This is a genomic window from Pseudoalteromonas thalassia (assembly GCF_049257215.1).
Lineage (GTDB): Bacteria > Pseudomonadota > Gammaproteobacteria > Enterobacterales > Alteromonadaceae > Pseudoalteromonas > Pseudoalteromonas lipolytica_C.
Genome location: NZ_JBMMUE010000015.1, coordinates 87,500 through 105,493, shown reverse-complemented (window position 1 = coordinate 105,493; position 17,994 = coordinate 87,500). Strand labels below are relative to the sequence as shown.

Here is a 17,994-nt window from a genome sequence, read left to right as displayed (position 1 = left end):
GTAACAAACTTCTTAACTAATTGCCAATACTACTAAAACACAGTGGTTTTAGCTTTTGTCACGGAACAAAAACGAGCGATTGGGTCGTTTTCTTGACTATGCGAGCAATATACTTTTACGAAAAAGAAAAGCAATTTTGAATGGCCGAAGTTCGCTCTTTTGAGTAATTCGCCTTAACACATTTTGGGGCAGAAATGAGTTAATCCGGAAAGTCTGCTTATGACACAATACCGACTTCACATCTATGAAAAATACTCGAAATAGCGTTAGAAAGTTTACGGCTATCAAACCTATAAAAAATAAAAAAGAGTAAAGCGTTCACTTTACTCTTTCAGATAATTCACTATCTTGTTAACTCGCAACTTACTTCAATCTAATCGACGTCGCTTCAATCTCGATTAAACCTTGCTTAAACAAACCGCCAATGGCTTTTTTGTAGTTTGCTTTACTGGTTGAGAAAGTCTTTTTAATTGCTTCTGGGTCAGACTTATCACCTAAGTGAAGTACGCCGCCTTCGGCTTTTAATTTAGTCAAGATTTTTTCGCCTAAGTCGTTTACTTTGCCCATACCTGGCTTTTCAAGTAATACGTCGATTTTGCCGTCTTCACGTACTTTTTGAATAAAGCCTTTTAAGCGCTGTCCAACAAATAGCTTTTTAAATACGGTGTTGTAGTAAACCACACCAATGTGGGCTTCGTTTACGAGTACTTTGTAGCCAAGGTCTGTTTTACCGGCAACGATTAAGTCAACTTCTTCCATCGTTGAGTAAGTTGGTTCTTCTTTCGATAAAAACTTATTAAAGTTGCTCGATGCACAAATACGTTGGCTGGCGTTATCGAGATATAAACGTACAAGATACGAAAAGCCTTCTTTCATTTTTGGCTTTTGTTCATTGTATGGCGCAAGTACATCTTTTTCGAGGCCCCAATCCATAAACGCACCAGTGCTATTAATAGCTTTAACACGGAGTAGAGCATATTCGCCCACTTCAGCTAAAGGTTTTTTTGTGGTGCCTGTTGGGTGGCCTGCATGATCTAAATAAATAAATACTTGCACGCTGTCACCAGCTTCAAGTTCGTATTCAATTTCTTTACTTGGTAAAAATACTTCACCTAAGTCACGGCCATCTAAATAGGCCCCTTCGTTTGACATTTCGTTAACGAATAGTGTTTGGGTTGTTCCAAGAATGCTCATTATTATTCCTGTTCTGGTTTTTTCTTACGACGCATAGGTGAAAAACCATCGACATCAATAGGTGGTTTAATAGGCGTTTTCGGTTTTTTAGGGGCAGCTTTACGTTTTGGTTTAGCAGGCTTTGCAGCGACTTTTTTCTCTGCTTTATTCCAAACCGTTTGTGGTTTTTTCTCACGTAGGCCTTTAAATTTACCAACAAGGCCATCAACGGTGAAAAAGCTTAATTCATCATTTAAAAATGCTTTAATTGCTTTGTAGCTTGGCCAATCTTTCGGGCCTACTAACGAAATAGCAGTCCCTTTAAAGCCAGCGCGACCTGTACGACCAATACGGTGCACATACTCTTCAGCATGCTTTGGTAGGTCAAAGTTAATTACATGGGTCACGCTTAATAAATCAAGACCACGCGATGCAACATCGGTAGTGATTAAGATTTTAAAGTTTTCACGGCTAAAGGCATCCATGATTTCAAGGCGTTTGGCTTGGGTTAAGTCACCAGCGAGTGCTTGTGCTTTAAAGCCTTTATCAGTTAATAACTGGCTTAAACGCTGAGTATCGGCACGTGTTGCGGTAAATATAATGCATTGTCCGACATTGTCTTGTTTTACAAAGTGCTCAAGTAGCGCTTCTTTGTGATCTAGATGATCAGCTAAATAAAGCTGCTGGGTAATGTCACTATGCTGCTCATTAGAAGCACTTAACAGTATTTGTTTTGGTGAACGTAATAAGTTACGTGACAGGGCATCAACTTGTGCATGGTCAAGCGTTGCTGAAAACAATAACGTTTGACGTAATCGGTGATCAGCAAGTTCGTTGATCATTTTAACTTGATCGGTGAAGCCTAAATCTAGAATACGGTCAGCTTCATCAAAAATTAAAAGCTCTAAGCCTGAAAGCTGTAATGAACGTTGACTTAAATGGTCAGCTAAACGCCCCGGTGTGCCCACTACAAAATGAGGATCTTTGCGTAGCGCCTTAATTTGGTCATTAAAGTTTTCGCCACCGAGTATTTTAACGGCACTAATATTTGTGCCGGCAATTAATAGTCTTAATTGACTGTATACTTGGGTTGCTAATTCGCGGGTAGGCGCAACGATTAAAACGCGAGGGTCGCGTTTACTGAGTGCTTTTTGTTTCATTACACGCTGTACAGCAGGTAATAAAAACGCCAGCGTTTTGCCCGATCCTGTTTTTGACTGTGCAAAAATATCATGGCCTGCGATAGCTGTTGGTACCGCGTGAGCTTGAATGTCAGTGGGCTGGGTGATGCCTTGATGCGCAAGTTGTTTTTCGAGGCGTGTATCAATCCCAAGTTCAGTAAAATGCAATGCGTAATCTCCGATGAGCAAAATTTAGTAAATCTTGTTCATTATAACGTACTTGCCTTGCTAGGAGACAGTAAAAACACAGCTATTTCGCATCAGTTTTTGCAATTATCGCTAATTCGCGTAAAATACGCGCCCTCAATGCGCCGGATTTACGATTCGGTTAACGCCCCACATGGGCATTTAAGGCAAAAGGTAAAATCATGACTGCTGTTCATAAAGACAATGTAACCAGCGAGCACTTTGTTGTGTGCGCACTCTACAAATTTGTAGCCCTTCCAGATTTTGAAGCTATTCGCCAACCATTACTTAAAGTAATGGAAGACAATGAAGTACGCGGTACTTTATTACTTGCGGCTGAAGGTATCAACGGTACTGTTTCTGCTAAACGTGAAGGTATCGATAACCTACTTGCATGGCTAGATTCACAACCAAACCTAGACAACATTGTGACTAAAGAGTCATACGATGACGAATGCCCGTTCTACCGTACTAAGGTAAAACTTAAAAAAGAAATCGTAACTATGGGTGTTGAAGGTATCGACCCACGTGAAGTAGTGGGTACATACGTTAAGCCTGCTGATTGGAACGCGTTAATTTCAGACCCTGAAGTGATTCTTATCGATACGCGTAATGATTACGAAATCGAGATTGGTACTTTCCAAAATGCGGTTGATCCAAACACGAAGACATTCCGCGAATTCCCAGCATGGGCAAAAGAAAACCTAGATCCAGCAAAGCATAAGAAAGTCGCTATGTTCTGCACCGGTGGTATTCGTTGTGAAAAATCAACTGCATATATGAAAGAGCAAGGTTTTGACGAAGTATTCCACCTTGAAGGCGGTATCCTTAAGTACTTAGAAGAAGTACCAAAAGAAGAAACCATGTGGGAAGGTGAGTGTTTTGTATTTGATAACCGCGTTGCGGTAAATCACGATTTACAAAAAGGCTCTTACGACCAATGCCATGCCTGTCGTATGCCTATCACTGAAGAAGAAAAGCAAAAGCCTGAATACATGGAAGGTGTTTCGTGTCACCACTGTCACGACAGCCTAACAGAAGAGCAACGTGCACGCTTTGCTGAGCGTCAAAAGCAAATCGAATTAGCACAAGCGCGCGGTGAAGGTCACATCGGTAACGAAGCGCAAGAAGTTCTTCGTAAGCGTAAAGAAGCTAAAAAAGCGCAAAAAGAAGCACAGCGCCAACAGTAACCTTTAGCAAATTTCTTATAAACCCCAGCATAGTCTGGGGTTTTTTTATGGATTATTTATTAGTTAGCTTTTTAAATATAGTTACTTTGTTTATTAAGTCACTGTAATTGCTATAAAAGCTATCATTTGTTCCTTATTGATGTACAATCTGCCGATTATTTATTTTAGATACCATCTCCAACACTATCTTTTCTTAATTTTAAAAAGTAAACGTTTGAAGTATAAGGATATATACAATGTACAAACTACTTACGGTGGCAATGTGTTCAATGCCATTTTTTGCTCATTCAGCGCTTAACGAAAATAAATTTGGTTACATTGGCATTGCTGCTCAAAAAAATTACTACGATGTTAATTTTATCCCCTTGTTAGAGCAGCAAGAAATTTTACCGTTACGTTATGACTACAGTGACACAGGAACTGGGTTTAGAGGATTTGCCGGCTACCAATTTAATCAATATCTAGCAATAGAAGTAGGTTTTAGTGTGCTTGGCGAAGCCTAATTTAATGTCTATAGCGAAACAACTAATCAAAGTGGTACGGTCGTTAAAAATTCTGTTTACAGCGGAGGGCTTGAAACCAATGCACTTGATCTGCGTTTACTTGGTACATACCCAATTACTGGCAATGTATTTGTTAGGGCGCATTTAGGTAGTGTACTTTGGGATAGTAATTTTAGTTTTCTTCAAAAATTCTCTGATGATTACTTTATTGTTGATCAAAAAGACTCTGGAGTATCACTTTTAACCGGGCTAGGTATTGGTTATGCATTGTCTAGTGGTACGGCCTTAACACTTGATTATGAAAATACAAAAATTAATGATAGCAACACACATACTATCGTTGCTTCAATAGTGTTTAAGCTCTGATTTATCCGAGGATTTTTTAGTTGAGTTACCTAGTAATAAGTTAGTGCGCTTTTTTACACTTATCTACATATATCTCACAGTCCCTTACGAACTAAGTAGTTATTATTCTAACTAACAGCAATACTTTATAGGACTAAATGGGTATGAAGAAACTACTAGTGAGCTTATTATTACTAGGTGGCTGCGCGACACAAGGTGTTGATAGAGCCGATCAGCAGGTCATGATTAAAAAGTTTTACGCCAAAGTTGAAGATGTTAAACCTGTAAAACTGTCATCTAATGTAAAAACAGGCATTGTTGGTGGCTCTGCAATAGGGCTTATCGATGAATTAGATGGCAATCATGAAGATATGGTTGCTGGGGTATTAGCTGGTGCAATTATTGGTGGGCTTTTTACTGCCATTGCAGAGGGCAGCAACAATGCCTTTGAATACGCACTTAGATCAGAGCAAGAAGGGCGTTTTTCTGTTATTCAAAAGGACGAAATTGATCTTAATTCTGGTTGTGTAGAAGTGACTATTGCCTCAGAAGCGCGTTTAAAAACCGTGCCTGCAGTTAACTGTATTAATTTATCAGATTAATCTGCATTCATACAAACCAGTTTGAGGGATAAAACCTGTAGCTACATGCGTTTAAAGTGACTTAGTTATCTGTAAGGTTTTATTGCCTGAAAATAGCTCACTTAAATAAGCGATTTTACAGATAGAAATGCGGCAAAATCAGCGCCGTATTTCTAATTATTCATTTTAACTTATCAATTTGTTTATTAAACGAAGCATCCTTTTTATTGATCACAAAGCTGTTACACTTCGTAACAATTAAAACGATTCTTATTTAGGTGACACTTTTGATAATTGGCAAATTGCATTCATGGACTTTTCTTGCCTTAATTAGTTGCGTATCAGTCGCTGAGGCTGCAAACGTAGTTGTTGAATCAGTTACGGTTGAAAAAGCAAAACAACAAATAAAAGCAGTTGGTAGTGCTGAAGCTGTGCGTTCTGTAACCTTATACCCTGCGGTTGGGGACAGAGTGACTGCTGTTCACTTCCAACCCGGTGACAATGTCAAAAAAGGAGACTTGCTACTTGAGCTTGATTCGCGCAGGCAGCAAGCTGCTCTTTTAGAAGCACAAATAACGTTAAATGACACAGAGCGAACAATGAAGCGGCTCGAAGAAAGCCACGCTCGAGGTGCTGTACCACAAAGCGATTTAGACGATGCAAAAACGTTGCATGAGCTTGCGAAAGTGCAGTTGATGCAAGCAAAAACAGAGCGTGAAGACCGCGAAATTCGTGCTCCGTTTAGTGGTGTGATGGGGCTAACAGATGTAGAAGTTGGCGACCGGATCACAACACAGACTGCGATTGCAACGATTGATGATGTATCAACACTGTACATAAACTTTAATGCACCAGAAGCCGCAATTGATGTTTTAAAGGAAAAATCAGCTGTTGACGTGATCCCTTGGCTAGGCGACAAAACTTACAGCGCACAAGTTGCCCAGTTAGACTCTCGTATTAATCCTCAAGCGCGCACCTTAAGAACCAAAGCAAAGTTAAATAATGAATCTCATCAGTTTATGCCTGGTATGAGTTTTCGTGTGCATATTAATTTACTTGGTGAAGAGCATGCAGTGGTTCCTGAAGCTGCCATGATGTGGGGAGCTGCGGGCCCTTACGTGTGGAAAAGTGTTAATAAAAAAGCCACACGTGTTGATGTTAAAATTGAACAGCGTTTAGCCGGTCGGTTATTGGTATCTGGTGGCTTAAAAGAAGGTGATTTATTGGTTACTGAAGGCGTGCAACGTTTACGCCCAAACCAAGAGCTTACTTTTATGAATGATACAACGCTTGCCAAGGAGTGATAATGAAACAGCAACCTATGATGGAAGATTTACCATCAATGGCGATACGTCGCCCCGTATTAATCGTGGTGCTGAATTTGTTAATCATCATAGCGGGTATTGCCGCTATTGCTGGTATTGAAATACGTGAACTACCAGATGTAGACAGGCCACGCATTACTGTTTCAGCATCGTTTCCTGGGGGCTCGCCTGAAACCGTTGATACCGAGGTAACCAGTAAACTTGAGGGGGCTGTTGCTCGGGTAAGTGGTGTTAAAACAATTCGTGCGCAAAGTGAAGAAAATAATGCCCGTATTGTGGTTGAGTTTCGCCCGGGTGTTAACCTAGATGATGCAGCCAACGAAACGCGCGAATCGGTTGCCCGTGTACAGCGAGAATTGCCCGAAGAAGTAGAGCGTGTATCTATTATTAAAGCTGATAACGATGCCGAAGCGGTGGTATCCCTAACGGTATCAAGCGACAGCTTATCATTAGAAGCACTTACTGAACGCGTTGATGTTGACTTAGCCCCGCAGTTTTTAACTATTCCTGGGGTTGCCGATGTTCGTTTAAATGGCGACCGCGAGCGGGTATTAAGAGTACGAATTGACCCGCTAAAACTAAGCAGCTTTAACCTTACTGTACCAGATATTGCTAATGTACTTCGTCAAGCTCCTTTTGATGTGCCTGCAGGTAGTTTAAAATCAAGCGATCAACAGGTGATTGTTCGTGCCGATGCTACGTCAATATCAGCTGAACAAGTGGCAGATATTATAGTGCGCGACGATACCCGAATTGGTGATGTTGCTGCAGTGTATTTTGGCCCAGCTGATCCGCGTTCATTCGTGCGATTAAATGGGACGCCAGTGATTGGCATGGAGATAATACGCCAAGCTCAATCAAATACTATCGAAATTTCTGATGAAGTGCTGACCTTAATCGAACGTATGAGAGTTCGTTTTCCTGAAATGGAATTTACTTTAACCTCCGACGATGCGCAGTTTATTAGAAGCTCAGTGGATGAAGTAATAAACTCTCTATTACTGACAGTGTTGTTAGTAGTGATCACACTTTGGGTGTTTATTGGCTCATGGCGAGCAACGCTCGTCCCCGCATTTGCCATACCTGTTGCGTTAATTGGTTCTTTAGCACTTATTTGGGCGCTTGGTTTCTCGATTAATATCTTAACTTTGTTGGCGCTGGTATTAGCGACAGGCCTTATTGTAGATGATGCGATTGTGGTCAGTGAAAATATTCAACGTCAGCGTGGCTTAGGCCTTGGCCGCAGAGCTGCGGCTGTAATTGGCACCCGCGAAGTATTTTTTGCTGTGGTGGCAACAACCGCTGTATTAGCAGCTGTGTTTGTGCCGATTGCCTTTTTGCCTTCAACAGCAGGGCGATTATTTAGAGAGTTTGGTGGTGTGCTTGCTGGAGCTGTCATTATATCAAGCTTTGTAGCGCTTTCTTTAGTGCCTGCACTAACCTCAAAACTTAAATTAAAGCAGGGTGGTTTTCATCCTTTTGCAAAAGTTGGGCATGCTTTAGCGAATATATACAAACGCTCAATTCACGGCGTACTTAAACATGCATGGCTAACATTTTTTGCTTGCTTACTCGTTGCAGCAGGCTCTGGTGCGCTGTATTTCAATTTAGATAATGAATTATTGCCGACAGAAGACCGTGGTAAAATTCGCATTTTCGCCCGTGGCCCAGATGGTGTAGGCCTTAACTTTATGGACAGGCAAGCGGTGCAAATGGAAGACATTTTACTGCCCTATGTTGAAAGTGGTGATATTGAGTCTATTTATACCGTCGTTGGGCAATGGGATCCGAATATCGTATTTATCACTGTGCCGTTAAAGCATTGGGACGAACGAAATTTTAGTCAGCAAGAAATTATCAATAAAATTCGTGGACCTTTAGGAAACATTCCTGGTGCGGCTGGCTACCCAGGTGGTTCAAATAGTTTGAACTTGCGTGGTCAAGGCGGTGGTATTGAGCTTGCATTATTGGGGCAAGATTACCTTGAGATCTTTAAAGCGGCACAAAGTTTCTCGGCAGAAATTGAAAAAGCCTTGCCAGAAGTGGCGCCAGTACGTATCTCGTACCAACCGTCACAACCGCAATTACGGGTTAATATTGATAGACGTCGTGCTGAAGAGCTCGGCGTATCGCTCAGTGATATATCTATTACGCTTAGAGCAGCCATTAACGGCGATGACATTGCTGATTTAAACATCGGCGATCAATCAATCCCTATTATGCTGCAAGCACAAAACCAAACTATTACAAACCCAAGTGACTTAGCAAACTTATATGTTGGGGGTCGTAATGGTCAGTTAGTGCCACTGAGTAGTGTGGCAACCATTACAGAAGAAGGTGTTGCAGCAGAACTAGAGCGCCATGCTCAGCGCCGGGCAATCGAATTAAGCATGGAAATGCCAGATGACATTACCATTGCCGAAGTTGTAAATAAAATCCGTGAAATATCAGAGCAAAACCTGCCAGCTGGTATAAGTTTAGCCTTCAAGGGTGAGGCTCTCACCTTTGAAGAAACGGCTAATGAAGTCTTGATCACCTATATTTTGGCATTTTTGATTGTATTACTTGTTTTAGCTGCGCAATTTGAAAGTGTTAATAGTGCCATTGTAGTGATGATCACTGTGCCATTTGGCATTACATCGGCCATTTTGGCCTTGTATCTAACGGGTACATCATTGAACATTTATTCACAAATAGGTTTGGTCATGCTTATTGGCTTAATAGCTAAAAATGCTATTTTGCTGGTGGAATTTGCTGACCAATTACGAGATAAAGGTCGCAGTGTTAGAGAAGCAGTTGAAGAAGCTGCTCTTGTGAGGTTACGCCCAATTGCGATGACCTTAGTGTCAACTTTGCTAGGTGCATTACCACTTATATTATCCACCGGTGCCGGTGCCGAAGCGCGTAACGCGATTGGCTGGGTGGTATTTGGTGGCTTAGCATTAGCAGTGCTGTTCACATTATACCTTACACCTGTGATTTATCTTGGTTTAGCGCGCTTTACCAAACCTCGTGGTGATGAGTCGAAACTTCTGGCCGAAGAACTAGAAAAGGCTTAATCCATTTAAATCTGCTATTTTTTCTTTGAAAAAATAGCAGATTACACTCACAATCAAGGAAAAGCTCAAAACTAGGTACGCTTATGCAAGCCGAACACGTCGATATAGCACAATTTTTAAGTGATCATGCTCCATTTGATGATTTGCCCGAAGAAGCGGTTAACACTCTCGCTTCACAAGTAGAGATAGCCTACTTCAGAGCGGGAACACAAATCCTTAATTACGGCGATGACATTGCCGATTTATATGTAATTAGAACCGGAGCCGTCGAAATGTATCGACGCGATGGTGATTTGTATAACCGCTTAACTGTCGGTGGTATTTTCGGACAAATGGGTTTGCTGATGAACCGCAAAGTCCGATTTCCTGCCAAGGCTCTCGAAGACACCTTAGTGTATTGCATTAATGTAGAGCTATTTAATCAATACTGTGATGAATACGAAGCCTTTGCAGACTTCTTTGAAGCAGATGGCAATGTGCGTCTTCATCAGGCCATTGTAGAGCAGGCTGACAGTAATGATTTAACAACTGCAAAGGTTAAATCATTACTGCACAGAGATGTAGTCACCGTTGCAAAAGACGCGTCTGTGCAAATGGTTGCTCAATTGATGACACAAGAGTCGGTATCGTCTGTATTAGTAACAGATGCCGATAAACCCATCAGTGATGATCCTGACGATGACGATGGTCAAGTAGTTGGCATAATTACAGACCGAGATTTGCGCACCAGTGTGATTGCTGAAGGTTTAAGTTACGAATCACCTGCCGAGCAAATTATGCAAACGGATCTTATCTTACTCGATAGCAACGCCTATGTATTTGAGGCTGTTCTTGCTATGCTCAGAGATAACATTCATCACCTACCTGTCGTTGTTAAGAAAAAGCCCATCGGTGTTATTTCGTTATCTGACATTTTGCGATATGAATCACAAAGCAGTTTATTGTTAGTGCGGGGGATTTTAGCTCAGCAATCTGTGGAAGATTTAGCGCATTATGCACGTCAGCTACCTAACGTGTTTGTACGCATGGTTAACGAAGACGCTAACTCTCATATGATTGGTACAGCAATGGCTGTAATAGGGCGTACCTTTAAACAGCGTTTACTAGATTTAGCCGAAGAAAAATTTGGCCCGCCGCCCATTCCTTATTGTTTTATTGCGTTAGGTTCAATGGCTCGTGATGAGCAATTAATTGTTACCGACCAAGATAACGCCATTATTCTTGATAATAGCTTTAACGAGGAATTACATGACGAATATTTTCAAAAGCTCGCTGATTTTGTCTGTGATGGTTTAGCCGAATGTGGCTATAAATACTGCGAAGGGGAAATTATGGCGTCATTTAAAAAGTGGCGTTTAACTCGTGAGCAGTGGAAAGAGCAATTTGCAGGCTGGATGGCAGAACCAAAACCACAGGCTTTATTACACAGCTCTATCTTTTTTGATTTAGATGGCGTTTACGGTAAAACCAAATGGGCTGATGAGCTCAAACGATTTATTGCAACTGAAGGGCGTAAGAATAAGCGTTTCTTGGCTAACCTTGCAGCCAATGCCCGTAACAGAACACCACCTTTAGGTTTCTTTAAAGATTTTGTGCTAGAGCATAATGGTCAGCATAAGCGTTCTATGAACTTAAAACGCCGTGGTACTGCGCCATTATCAGATGTGATTCGTGTTCACGCTTTAGCAATAGGCAGTCGTAAACAAAATTCATTCGAGCGTTTAGAAGATATCATCGAAGCAAAGCTTTTACCTGCAGGGAAAGCGCAAGATCTTCGAGATGCCTTAGAATACATTGCGATGGTTCGTATTCGCCACCAAGCATGGCAAATTGAAAAGTTAGACGAAGCCCCAGATAACGATCTTGAGCCACATTTACTATCGCCTTTTGAGCAGCGCAACCTTAAAGAAGCGTTTGCGATTTTAGATAAAGCGCAGAATTTCCTTAAATTCAGATACTCTGCCAATACAGGGATGAAGTAATGGCTAAACAAGGTGTAAAACTTGATTGGCCGACTCGGTATCAGCAGTTATTGGCGGCTAGCAAACAGCCGCTAATTCAAGAGTTTTATCAAGCCGCTATTTGTGATTTAAACATGCCAATTAGCGACGTACCCTTAGTGGCGCTTGATTTTGAGACGACCGGTCTAAATTTTCAAAATGATGATATAGTCAGTGTTGGTTTAATCCCATTTAATGCTAGGCGCATCTTTTGTAAAGATAGCCAGCATTGGATTGTACAACCAAGACGTAAGCTCGCTGAAGAGTCGATCGTTATTCATGGTATTACCCATTCAGAAGTAAGTGATGCGCCAGATTTTTCATCTATTATGGAGCCATTACTAGCAGCATTAAAAGGTAAAGTCATAGTGGTGCATTTTGCTCCCATTGAACGACACTTTTTGTATCAAGCTCTACAATCGCGATTAGGTGAAGGCCTTGAGTTTGCAGTAATAGACACGCTGGAGCTTGAAAGCAGGGCGCTTAGAGCTAAACAAGGTCTACTAGGTAGGTTGTTTAATTCTAAGCTTGATTCCGTTCGTCTTGCGGATTCTCGTATTCGTTATTCATTACCTGCGTATCAAAACCATAACGCACTGAACGATGCCATTGCCACCGCAGAGCTGTTACAAGCGCAAATTGCTTATCATTACCGCCCAGATACACCGCTAAGCGAATTGCTCATATAGCGTGCTTAACAGCACAGATTTTATGACGAGTAATTTAAATTAATTGAGCAAAGCTTATAAATAAAAAACGCCGCATATAGCGGCGTTTTTTATTTAAAGGTAGTGGTTAGTTTCTTGGCTCTGTACGTAGACCAAGGATTAAACTTACACACATTAATAGCAATACAAAGGTAAACGGTAAGCCCGTAGATACGGCACCGGCTTGTAATGCTTCGATAGCTTGTGTGCCACCAATCCAAACAAGCGCTGCTGCAATCGCACCTTCGATTGTTGCCCAGAAAATACGTTGTGGTACTGGCGCGTCAACTTTACCACCGGCAGTGATAGAGTCGATAACTAATGAACCTGAGTCAGATGACGTAATAAAGAACACGAGTACCAGCACAATTGCAATGAATGAAAGCACTTGCGACATTGGCAGGGCTTCAAACATTTGGAACATCGCAAGTGGTACATCAGTTAAACCTTTCTCACCTAGTACACCCACTTTATCAATAACTTGTTCAATAGCGATACCACCATAAATAGACATCCAGAAGATAGTCACAACGGTAGGCACAAGCAATACGGCAATTAAGAATTCACGAATTGTACGACCTTCAGATACACGCGCAATGAACATACCTACAAACGGTGACCATGAAATCCACCAAGCCCAGTAGAATACTGTCCAGCCGTGCATCCAGGTTTCATCTTCACGGCCATGTGGGTTACTTAACGGAATAATGTTTTCAACATAACCCATAACAGTATTAGGAAGATTACCAAACGCTGCTGAAAAACCAACGAGAGCAACAAATACGAGTAATACAAATGCGATAACCATGTTTACATTACTAAGCAGCTTTACACCGCCGTCGATACCACGAACAACAGAGATCACTGCAAGTAGAGTAACACCAACAATAACGCCGATTTGTAGACCAATACCGCTCTCAGTACCGAACACATGGTTTATACCTGCTGCGGCTTGCTGTGCGCCTAAACCAAGAGACGTTGCAAGACCAAATAAGGTGGCAAGTACAGCTAGAATATCAATAAGATGGCCCGGCCAGCCCCATGCTTTGTCACCTAAAATAGGATAAAAAATAGAGCGAATTGATAAAGGCAGGCCTTTGTTGTAGCAAAAGAATGCTAACGAAAGCGAAACAACGGCGTAAATTGCCCAAGGATGTAAACCCCAATGGAACATAGTTGCACCCATTGCTAATTTCGCAGCCTCTGGTGTGTTTGCTTCAACGCCGAGTGGTGTTTCGTACCAGCCTGTAAAGTAAGCGACAGGCTCTGCTACGCCCCAAAACATTAAGCCAATACCCATACCCGCAGCAAATAACATTGCAAGCCATGAAATACGAGAGTGAGTTGGGCGCGCTTCTTTACCACCAAGGCGGATATTGCCGTATGGTGAAACAATCAACGCCAAGCAAAACAATACGAATAAGTTTGCTGACCACATAAAAAAGCCATCAAAATTATTAATAATGTCGTTTTTAATTCCATTCAGGGTTGTTTTTGCTGTTTCAGCATCTGACACAAGTGTTGCCACTAAAAATAGCGCGATTAAACCTGCACTAATGCCAAATACAGGGTTGTGCACATCAAAACCCCATTTTTGTACATTGTCCTGACCGACGGTGTAGTCGGTATTGTCGATACTGTACTTATCATGATGTTCGCTCATGAATACCTCTTGTTGTAGTTATATCTAGCAGAAAGCTAAACGGCCGGTTGGCACATCTCGGCTAACACTATTTATACGTATGAAACCGAAAAATAGTTTGTAGACGAACTAAATTTGTACCAAAGTTTAGTCTTTAGTGTAGGAGTTCGAAAAAAAATGTAAATGGTTTTGTCCCTAAACAGCCGAATAAATGCGGTTTTTTACGTTTTTTGTTGGAATTGTGAACAATTTGATGCAGCAGAGGAATAATTTGATGACAGTATTATTTCAAAACAAATTATTTCAATTGAGAGGAAAGTGCTGCAAACACAAGGCTTGCAGCACAAAATTACTACTTTTTATAAGCGTCGTTATGAACGCCAGCAGCACGACCAGAAGGGTCAGCATTGTTTTGGAATGACTCATCCCAAGCAAGCGCTTCAGGTGTTGAACAAGCAACTGATTTGCCATGCGGAACACATTTTGCCGCTGCATCACCAGGGAAGTGCTCTTCAAAAATACTACGATAGAAATACGCTTCTTTAGAATCTGGCGTATTAATCGGGTATTTATATTTAGCGTTAGCAAGGTCTTGATCGCTTACTTGCTCGCTCACATACTCTTTTAAAGTATCAATCCAGTTATAGCCTACACCATCAGAGAATTGCTCTTTTTGACGCCATAACACTTCGTCTGGTAGATAGCCGTCAAACGCTTCACGAATAATGTGTTTTTCGATTTTACCGTCTTTACACATTTTCGCTTCAGGGTTGATACGCATTGCAACGTCTACAAATTCTTTATCTAAGAAAGGCACGCGTGCTTCTACACCCCAAGCAGCCATAGATTTATTAGCCCGTAAACAGTCAAACATATGTAGTTTAGACACTTTACGGTTTAGCTCTTCATGGAACTCTTGCGCATTAGGTGCTTTGTGGAAATAAAGATAACCACCAAAAAGCTCATCAGCACCTTCACCCGACAACACCATTTTTATACCCATGGCTTTAATTTGACGCGCCATTAAGTACATAGGAGTTGAGGCACGAATGGTTGTCACATCGTACGTTTCAATGTGATAAATCACTTCGCGAAGAGCATCAATACCTTCTTGAATAGTAAAGTGGATAGGGTGGTGAACCGTACCAATCATATCTGCAACTTTTTGTGCAGCAGCTAAGTCTGGTGAGCCCTCAAGACCAACAGAGAAAGAGTGCAGTTTTGGCCACCAAGCATCAGACTCGTCATTATCTTCGATACGTTTTGCGGCGAAACGTTGCGTGATAGCTGAAATAACCGATGAGTCTAAACCGCCTGATAATAGAACACCGTAAGGTACATCACACATTAGTTGACGTTTTACAGCTGCTTCTAAGCCTTCTTTAACATCGCTCGATTTAGCTTCGTTGTCTTTTACTGCGTTATAGCTTTGCCAATCGCGGCTGTAATACTTACGAAGTTGACCATCTTTGCTCCACAAGAAGTGACCCGGAGGAAACTCTTCAATGTGTTTACAAATTGGTGAAAGCGCTTTTAGTTCTGAAGCAACATAAAAATTACCATGCTCATCATGACCTGTGTAAAGCGGGATAATACCAATATGGTCACGACCTATTAGGTAGGCGTCTTGTTCTTCATCGTATAAACAAAAAGCGAAAATACCATTCAAGTCGTCTAAGAATTCAGGCCCTTTTTGTTTATATAAAGCTAAGATAACTTCACAGTCTGATTGAGTTTGAAACTTAAAGTCTGTTTCTAGATTTGCCGCAAGCTCTTTGTGGTTATAAATTTCACCATTTACAGCAAGGATATGTGTGCGCTCTGGATTATATAAAGGTTGCGCACCACTTGATACACCAACGATAGCAAGACGCTCGTGGACTAAAATAGCTTTATCAGATGAATATACGCCAGACCAGTCAGGTCCGCGGTGTCTTAAAAGTTTTGACATCTCAATTGCTTGACTTCGCAATTGGGCGGGATCAGATTTGATATCTAATACCCCAAATATTGAACACATAGTGACTCCTCATTCCAAATATGTGCGCAGTTAACAGAATTTATATAACTGCGAATGTTTGTTTTAACAGAAATAATTACCTAAGTCACACAGCTTTTTTAAATATTTGAGAATAAAATATGCACCAAGTGTTATTGCTTTGCACCAAAATGGGATGGCTGCCTAAGTTGTGAGCAATTTAAATACTTGATTTGAGCAAATGGGCTGGCTTGAAGTGGTAAATAGCGCCATTAAAAGTGATGTTTCACGCACCATTTTGGTGCGTTGCGTTAAGCAAACTAATTTTTCAATTTGTTTATCGAAGATGTATAGACAAGTGGGAGCTTTAAGAAAGCAAGTGGCGAGCCACTTGCTAATCAGATTAACTATTTGTTTTTGTATTTTAGCGCAATGGCTAATTGATTAAGGTGAGCTGTTAGCTTTTCTTTTGCCTTAAAAGCATCTGCTAGAGTAACAAACTTGAAATGTAAAAAATCACCTGGCTTTAATTGGGCAAAATGACGAAGATCAGCGTCGATCACAGTTCCTAGCAAAGGATAGCCACCGGTTGTTTGCGCATCATTCAATAACACAATTGGTTCACCATTTGGCGGTAACTGTATGCTGCCTGGTGCTACTGCCATCGATGGCAATGACACATCATGCTCTAAGCTACACTCATCACTTAATAATCGTGTACCCATGCGGTTACTATTAGGTGATACATGCCATGAATGATTTATAAAATTAACTATGGTGTCTTTAGGCAAAACTGCAGCATGTGGGCCAGCATGTATGCGTATTTGGGTGCTTTTAGGTGGTAGCATTGCACCTAAACCGACTTTAGTGTTGTATTTTGGTATTACCTCAAAGCTGTCTCCAGATTTCAGTGCTTGTCCGGTTAGACCACCAAAACCAGCCGTTATATCTGTTGAGTAGGAATCTAATATAGGGTCAGGTAGCTGCCATTGTCCGCCTATAGCAAGGTAGCTTCTAAACCCATGCCGTGCGGCATTTAGCTTTAACACATCACCTTTTTTAATGTAAAAACTCCAGCCTGGTTCAATCGCATTATCATTAACACTGGCTTTCATATCTGTTCCATGCAAGGCAATGTAGTAGTCGTTATCGAATTTAATTTCAGCAAGACCTAGTGTGATCTCAATGACTGGATTGTTGTCTGCGTTTCCAACTAATCGGTTTACTATGATCTGCGCATAAGGATCAATACAGCCAGATTGGCCAATTCCCAAATGACGAGCACCCACGCGGCCTTGATCTTGTATAGACATTTGCATGCCAGGTTTAACGATGGTGATCATTTTAACACCTCCTGAATAACAAACTCTAAGGTATCACCGGGTTTAACAGCACAGGGAGAGGTTGCATTAATATCGAATAATTTAAAGTCGGTGTGACCGATTATTTGCCAGCCACCGGGTGACGTTTCAGGATATACGCCTGTTTGCTCGCCACCAATAGCGACAGACCCTTTTGGCACTGAGATGCGCGGCTCGCTTCGACGTGGCGTATATAATTTAGGATCCAAGCCATCTAAGTAAGCAAAACCAGGTTGAAAACCTAAAAATAAAACAGGGTAGGTTTTACTACTATGTAACTGCGCGACTTCGTCAACAGTTAAGTTGTGCTCTACAGCTACATGAGCAATGTCAGGGCCATGTTGACCACCATATATGGTGGGTAGCTTGTGATGAGTTGATGCAAAATCTTTAGTCGTAGTCTCTTGCCACTGCTCAAGCAATAATGGCAGCCAACTTGCTAGCTTTTCAGACTCTTTTAGATACAGAGTTAAGTTGTTATTAGCTGGAACAACATCAACGAAATCTCCCGTCGATTGGCAAAATTGAGCCAGCGACCAAATCTTTTTTTGTGTATTTAAGCCATGCTCAGCACTTTCATATGCATCGAAGAAGATACAATGCGTAGTGAGCGCCATAATCTTTGGTGTGCTTTTTGTCGTCATTGCAGGTCAATCTTATTATTATCCCTTGATACTATTTAGCATATAGGGTGAGTGCTAATGATGTAAATGAGTGTTTAATGTTAATTAGAAAAACTCATGATTGCCAAGCAGTTATAAAA

12 protein-coding genes and 1 pseudogene are annotated in these 17,994 nt (G+C 41.3%); 7 read left to right on the top strand and 6 right to left on the bottom strand.

Going from position 1 to position 17,994, the window contains the following annotated elements; all coding sequences use genetic code 11:
• Positions 1 to 363: 363 nt before the first annotated feature.
• Both AAEU31_RS16605 and AAEU31_RS16600 read right to left on the bottom strand, forming a co-directional pair.
• Positions 364 to 1,194: a CvfB family protein gene (locus AAEU31_RS16605; protein WP_135924703.1), complete on the bottom strand. Its 831-nt coding sequence runs from the start codon at positions 1,192 to 1,194 to the stop codon at positions 364 to 366.
• A 2-nt stretch (positions 1,195 to 1,196) separates the two neighbouring features.
• Positions 1,197 to 2,522, bottom strand: coding sequence for a DEAD/DEAH box helicase (locus AAEU31_RS16600; protein WP_421967794.1), 1,326 nt, complete (start codon positions 2,520 to 2,522; stop codon positions 1,197 to 1,199).
• A 200-nt stretch (positions 2,523 to 2,722) separates the two neighbouring features.
• On the opposite strand from AAEU31_RS16600, the gene trhO reads away from it, so the two are divergent.
• The 7 genes and pseudogenes from trhO to AAEU31_RS16565 all read left to right on the top strand — a co-directional run bounded on the left by trhO (position 2,723) and on the right by AAEU31_RS16565 (position 12,232).
• Complete coding sequence (gene trhO / locus AAEU31_RS16595; RefSeq protein WP_166340207.1) at positions 2,723 to 3,730, top strand: oxygen-dependent tRNA uridine(34) hydroxylase TrhO; 1,008 nt, start codon at positions 2,723 to 2,725, stop codon at positions 3,728 to 3,730.
• Between the two features lie 236 nt (positions 3,731 to 3,966).
• Positions 3,967 to 4,599: pseudogene (locus AAEU31_RS16590) on the top strand (outer membrane beta-barrel protein).
• Between the two features lie 143 nt (positions 4,600 to 4,742).
• Positions 4,743 to 5,180 (top strand): hypothetical protein, encoded by a 438-nt coding sequence (locus AAEU31_RS16585; protein WP_421967793.1) that lies wholly within the window; start codon positions 4,743 to 4,745, stop codon positions 5,178 to 5,180.
• Positions 5,181 to 5,446: 266 nt separating this feature from the next.
• Entirely contained in the window at positions 5,447 to 6,463 is a 1,017-nt protein-coding gene (locus AAEU31_RS16580; protein WP_421967792.1) for an efflux RND transporter periplasmic adaptor subunit, read from the top strand.
• A 2-nt stretch (positions 6,464 to 6,465) separates the two neighbouring features.
• Positions 6,466 to 9,543: an efflux RND transporter permease subunit gene (locus AAEU31_RS16575; protein ID WP_421967791.1), complete on the top strand. Its 3,078-nt coding sequence runs from the start codon at positions 6,466 to 6,468 to the stop codon at positions 9,541 to 9,543.
• A gap of 83 nt (positions 9,544 to 9,626) precedes the next feature.
• Positions 9,627 to 11,525, top strand: coding sequence for a DUF294 nucleotidyltransferase-like domain-containing protein (locus AAEU31_RS16570; RefSeq protein ID WP_135924690.1), 1,899 nt, complete (start codon positions 9,627 to 9,629; stop codon positions 11,523 to 11,525).
• Positions 11,525 to 12,232 (top strand): 3'-5' exonuclease, encoded by a 708-nt coding sequence (locus tag AAEU31_RS16565; RefSeq protein ID WP_135924687.1) that lies wholly within the window; start codon positions 11,525 to 11,527, stop codon positions 12,230 to 12,232. The genes AAEU31_RS16570 and AAEU31_RS16565 overlap by 1 nt, the downstream gene beginning before the upstream one ends.
• 106 nt (positions 12,233 to 12,338) lie before the next feature.
• Here the strand turns inward: AAEU31_RS16565 and AAEU31_RS16560 are convergent, their stop codons facing one another.
• The 4 genes from AAEU31_RS16560 to pxpB form a co-directional block, all read right to left on the bottom strand.
• Positions 12,339 to 13,913: a BCCT family transporter gene (locus AAEU31_RS16560; RefSeq protein ID WP_421967790.1), complete on the bottom strand. Its 1,575-nt coding sequence runs from the start codon at positions 13,911 to 13,913 to the stop codon at positions 12,339 to 12,341.
• A 331-nt stretch (positions 13,914 to 14,244) separates the two neighbouring features.
• On the bottom strand, positions 14,245 to 15,912 hold the full coding sequence (gene asnB, locus AAEU31_RS16555) for an asparagine synthase B (RefSeq protein ID WP_421967789.1): 1,668 nt from the start codon (positions 15,910 to 15,912) through the stop codon (positions 14,245 to 14,247).
• Between the two features lie 365 nt (positions 15,913 to 16,277).
• Entirely contained in the window at positions 16,278 to 17,213 is a 936-nt protein-coding gene (locus tag AAEU31_RS16550; RefSeq protein ID WP_421967788.1) for a 5-oxoprolinase subunit C family protein, read from the bottom strand.
• Positions 17,210 to 17,875: a 5-oxoprolinase subunit PxpB gene (gene pxpB, locus AAEU31_RS16545; RefSeq protein ID WP_421967787.1), complete on the bottom strand. Its 666-nt coding sequence runs from the start codon at positions 17,873 to 17,875 to the stop codon at positions 17,210 to 17,212. The genes AAEU31_RS16550 and pxpB overlap by 4 nt, the downstream gene beginning before the upstream one ends.
• Between the last annotated feature and the right edge of the window lie 119 nt (positions 17,876 to 17,994).

Bases quoted from the DNA above. Each gene is read 5' to 3' on its own strand.
- AAEU31_RS16605 (WP_135924703.1), bottom strand. From the start codon at position 1,194: ATGAGCATTCTTGGAACAACCCAAACACTATTCGTTAACGAAATGTCA.
- trhO (WP_166340207.1), top strand. From the start codon at position 2,723: ATGACTGCTGTTCATAAAGACAATGTAACCAGCGAGCACTTTGTTGTG.
- AAEU31_RS16585 (WP_421967793.1), top strand. From the start codon at position 4,743: ATGAAGAAACTACTAGTGAGCTTATTATTACTAGGTGGCTGCGCGACA.
- AAEU31_RS16575 (WP_421967791.1), top strand. From the start codon at position 6,466: ATGAAACAGCAACCTATGATGGAAGATTTACCATCAATGGCGATACGT.
- AAEU31_RS16570 (WP_135924690.1), top strand. From the start codon at position 9,627: ATGCAAGCCGAACACGTCGATATAGCACAATTTTTAAGTGATCATGCT.
- AAEU31_RS16565 (WP_135924687.1), top strand. From the start codon at position 11,525: ATGGCTAAACAAGGTGTAAAACTTGATTGGCCGACTCGGTATCAGCAG.
- AAEU31_RS16560 (WP_421967790.1), bottom strand. From the start codon at position 13,913: ATGAGCGAACATCATGATAAGTACAGTATCGACAATACCGACTACACC.
- asnB (WP_421967789.1), bottom strand. From the start codon at position 15,912: ATGTGTTCAATATTTGGGGTATTAGATATCAAATCTGATCCCGCCCAA.
- AAEU31_RS16550 (WP_421967788.1), bottom strand. From the start codon at position 17,213: ATGATCACCATCGTTAAACCTGGCATGCAAATGTCTATACAAGATCAA.
- pxpB (WP_421967787.1), bottom strand. From the start codon at position 17,875: ATGACGACAAAAAGCACACCAAAGATTATGGCGCTCACTACGCATTGT.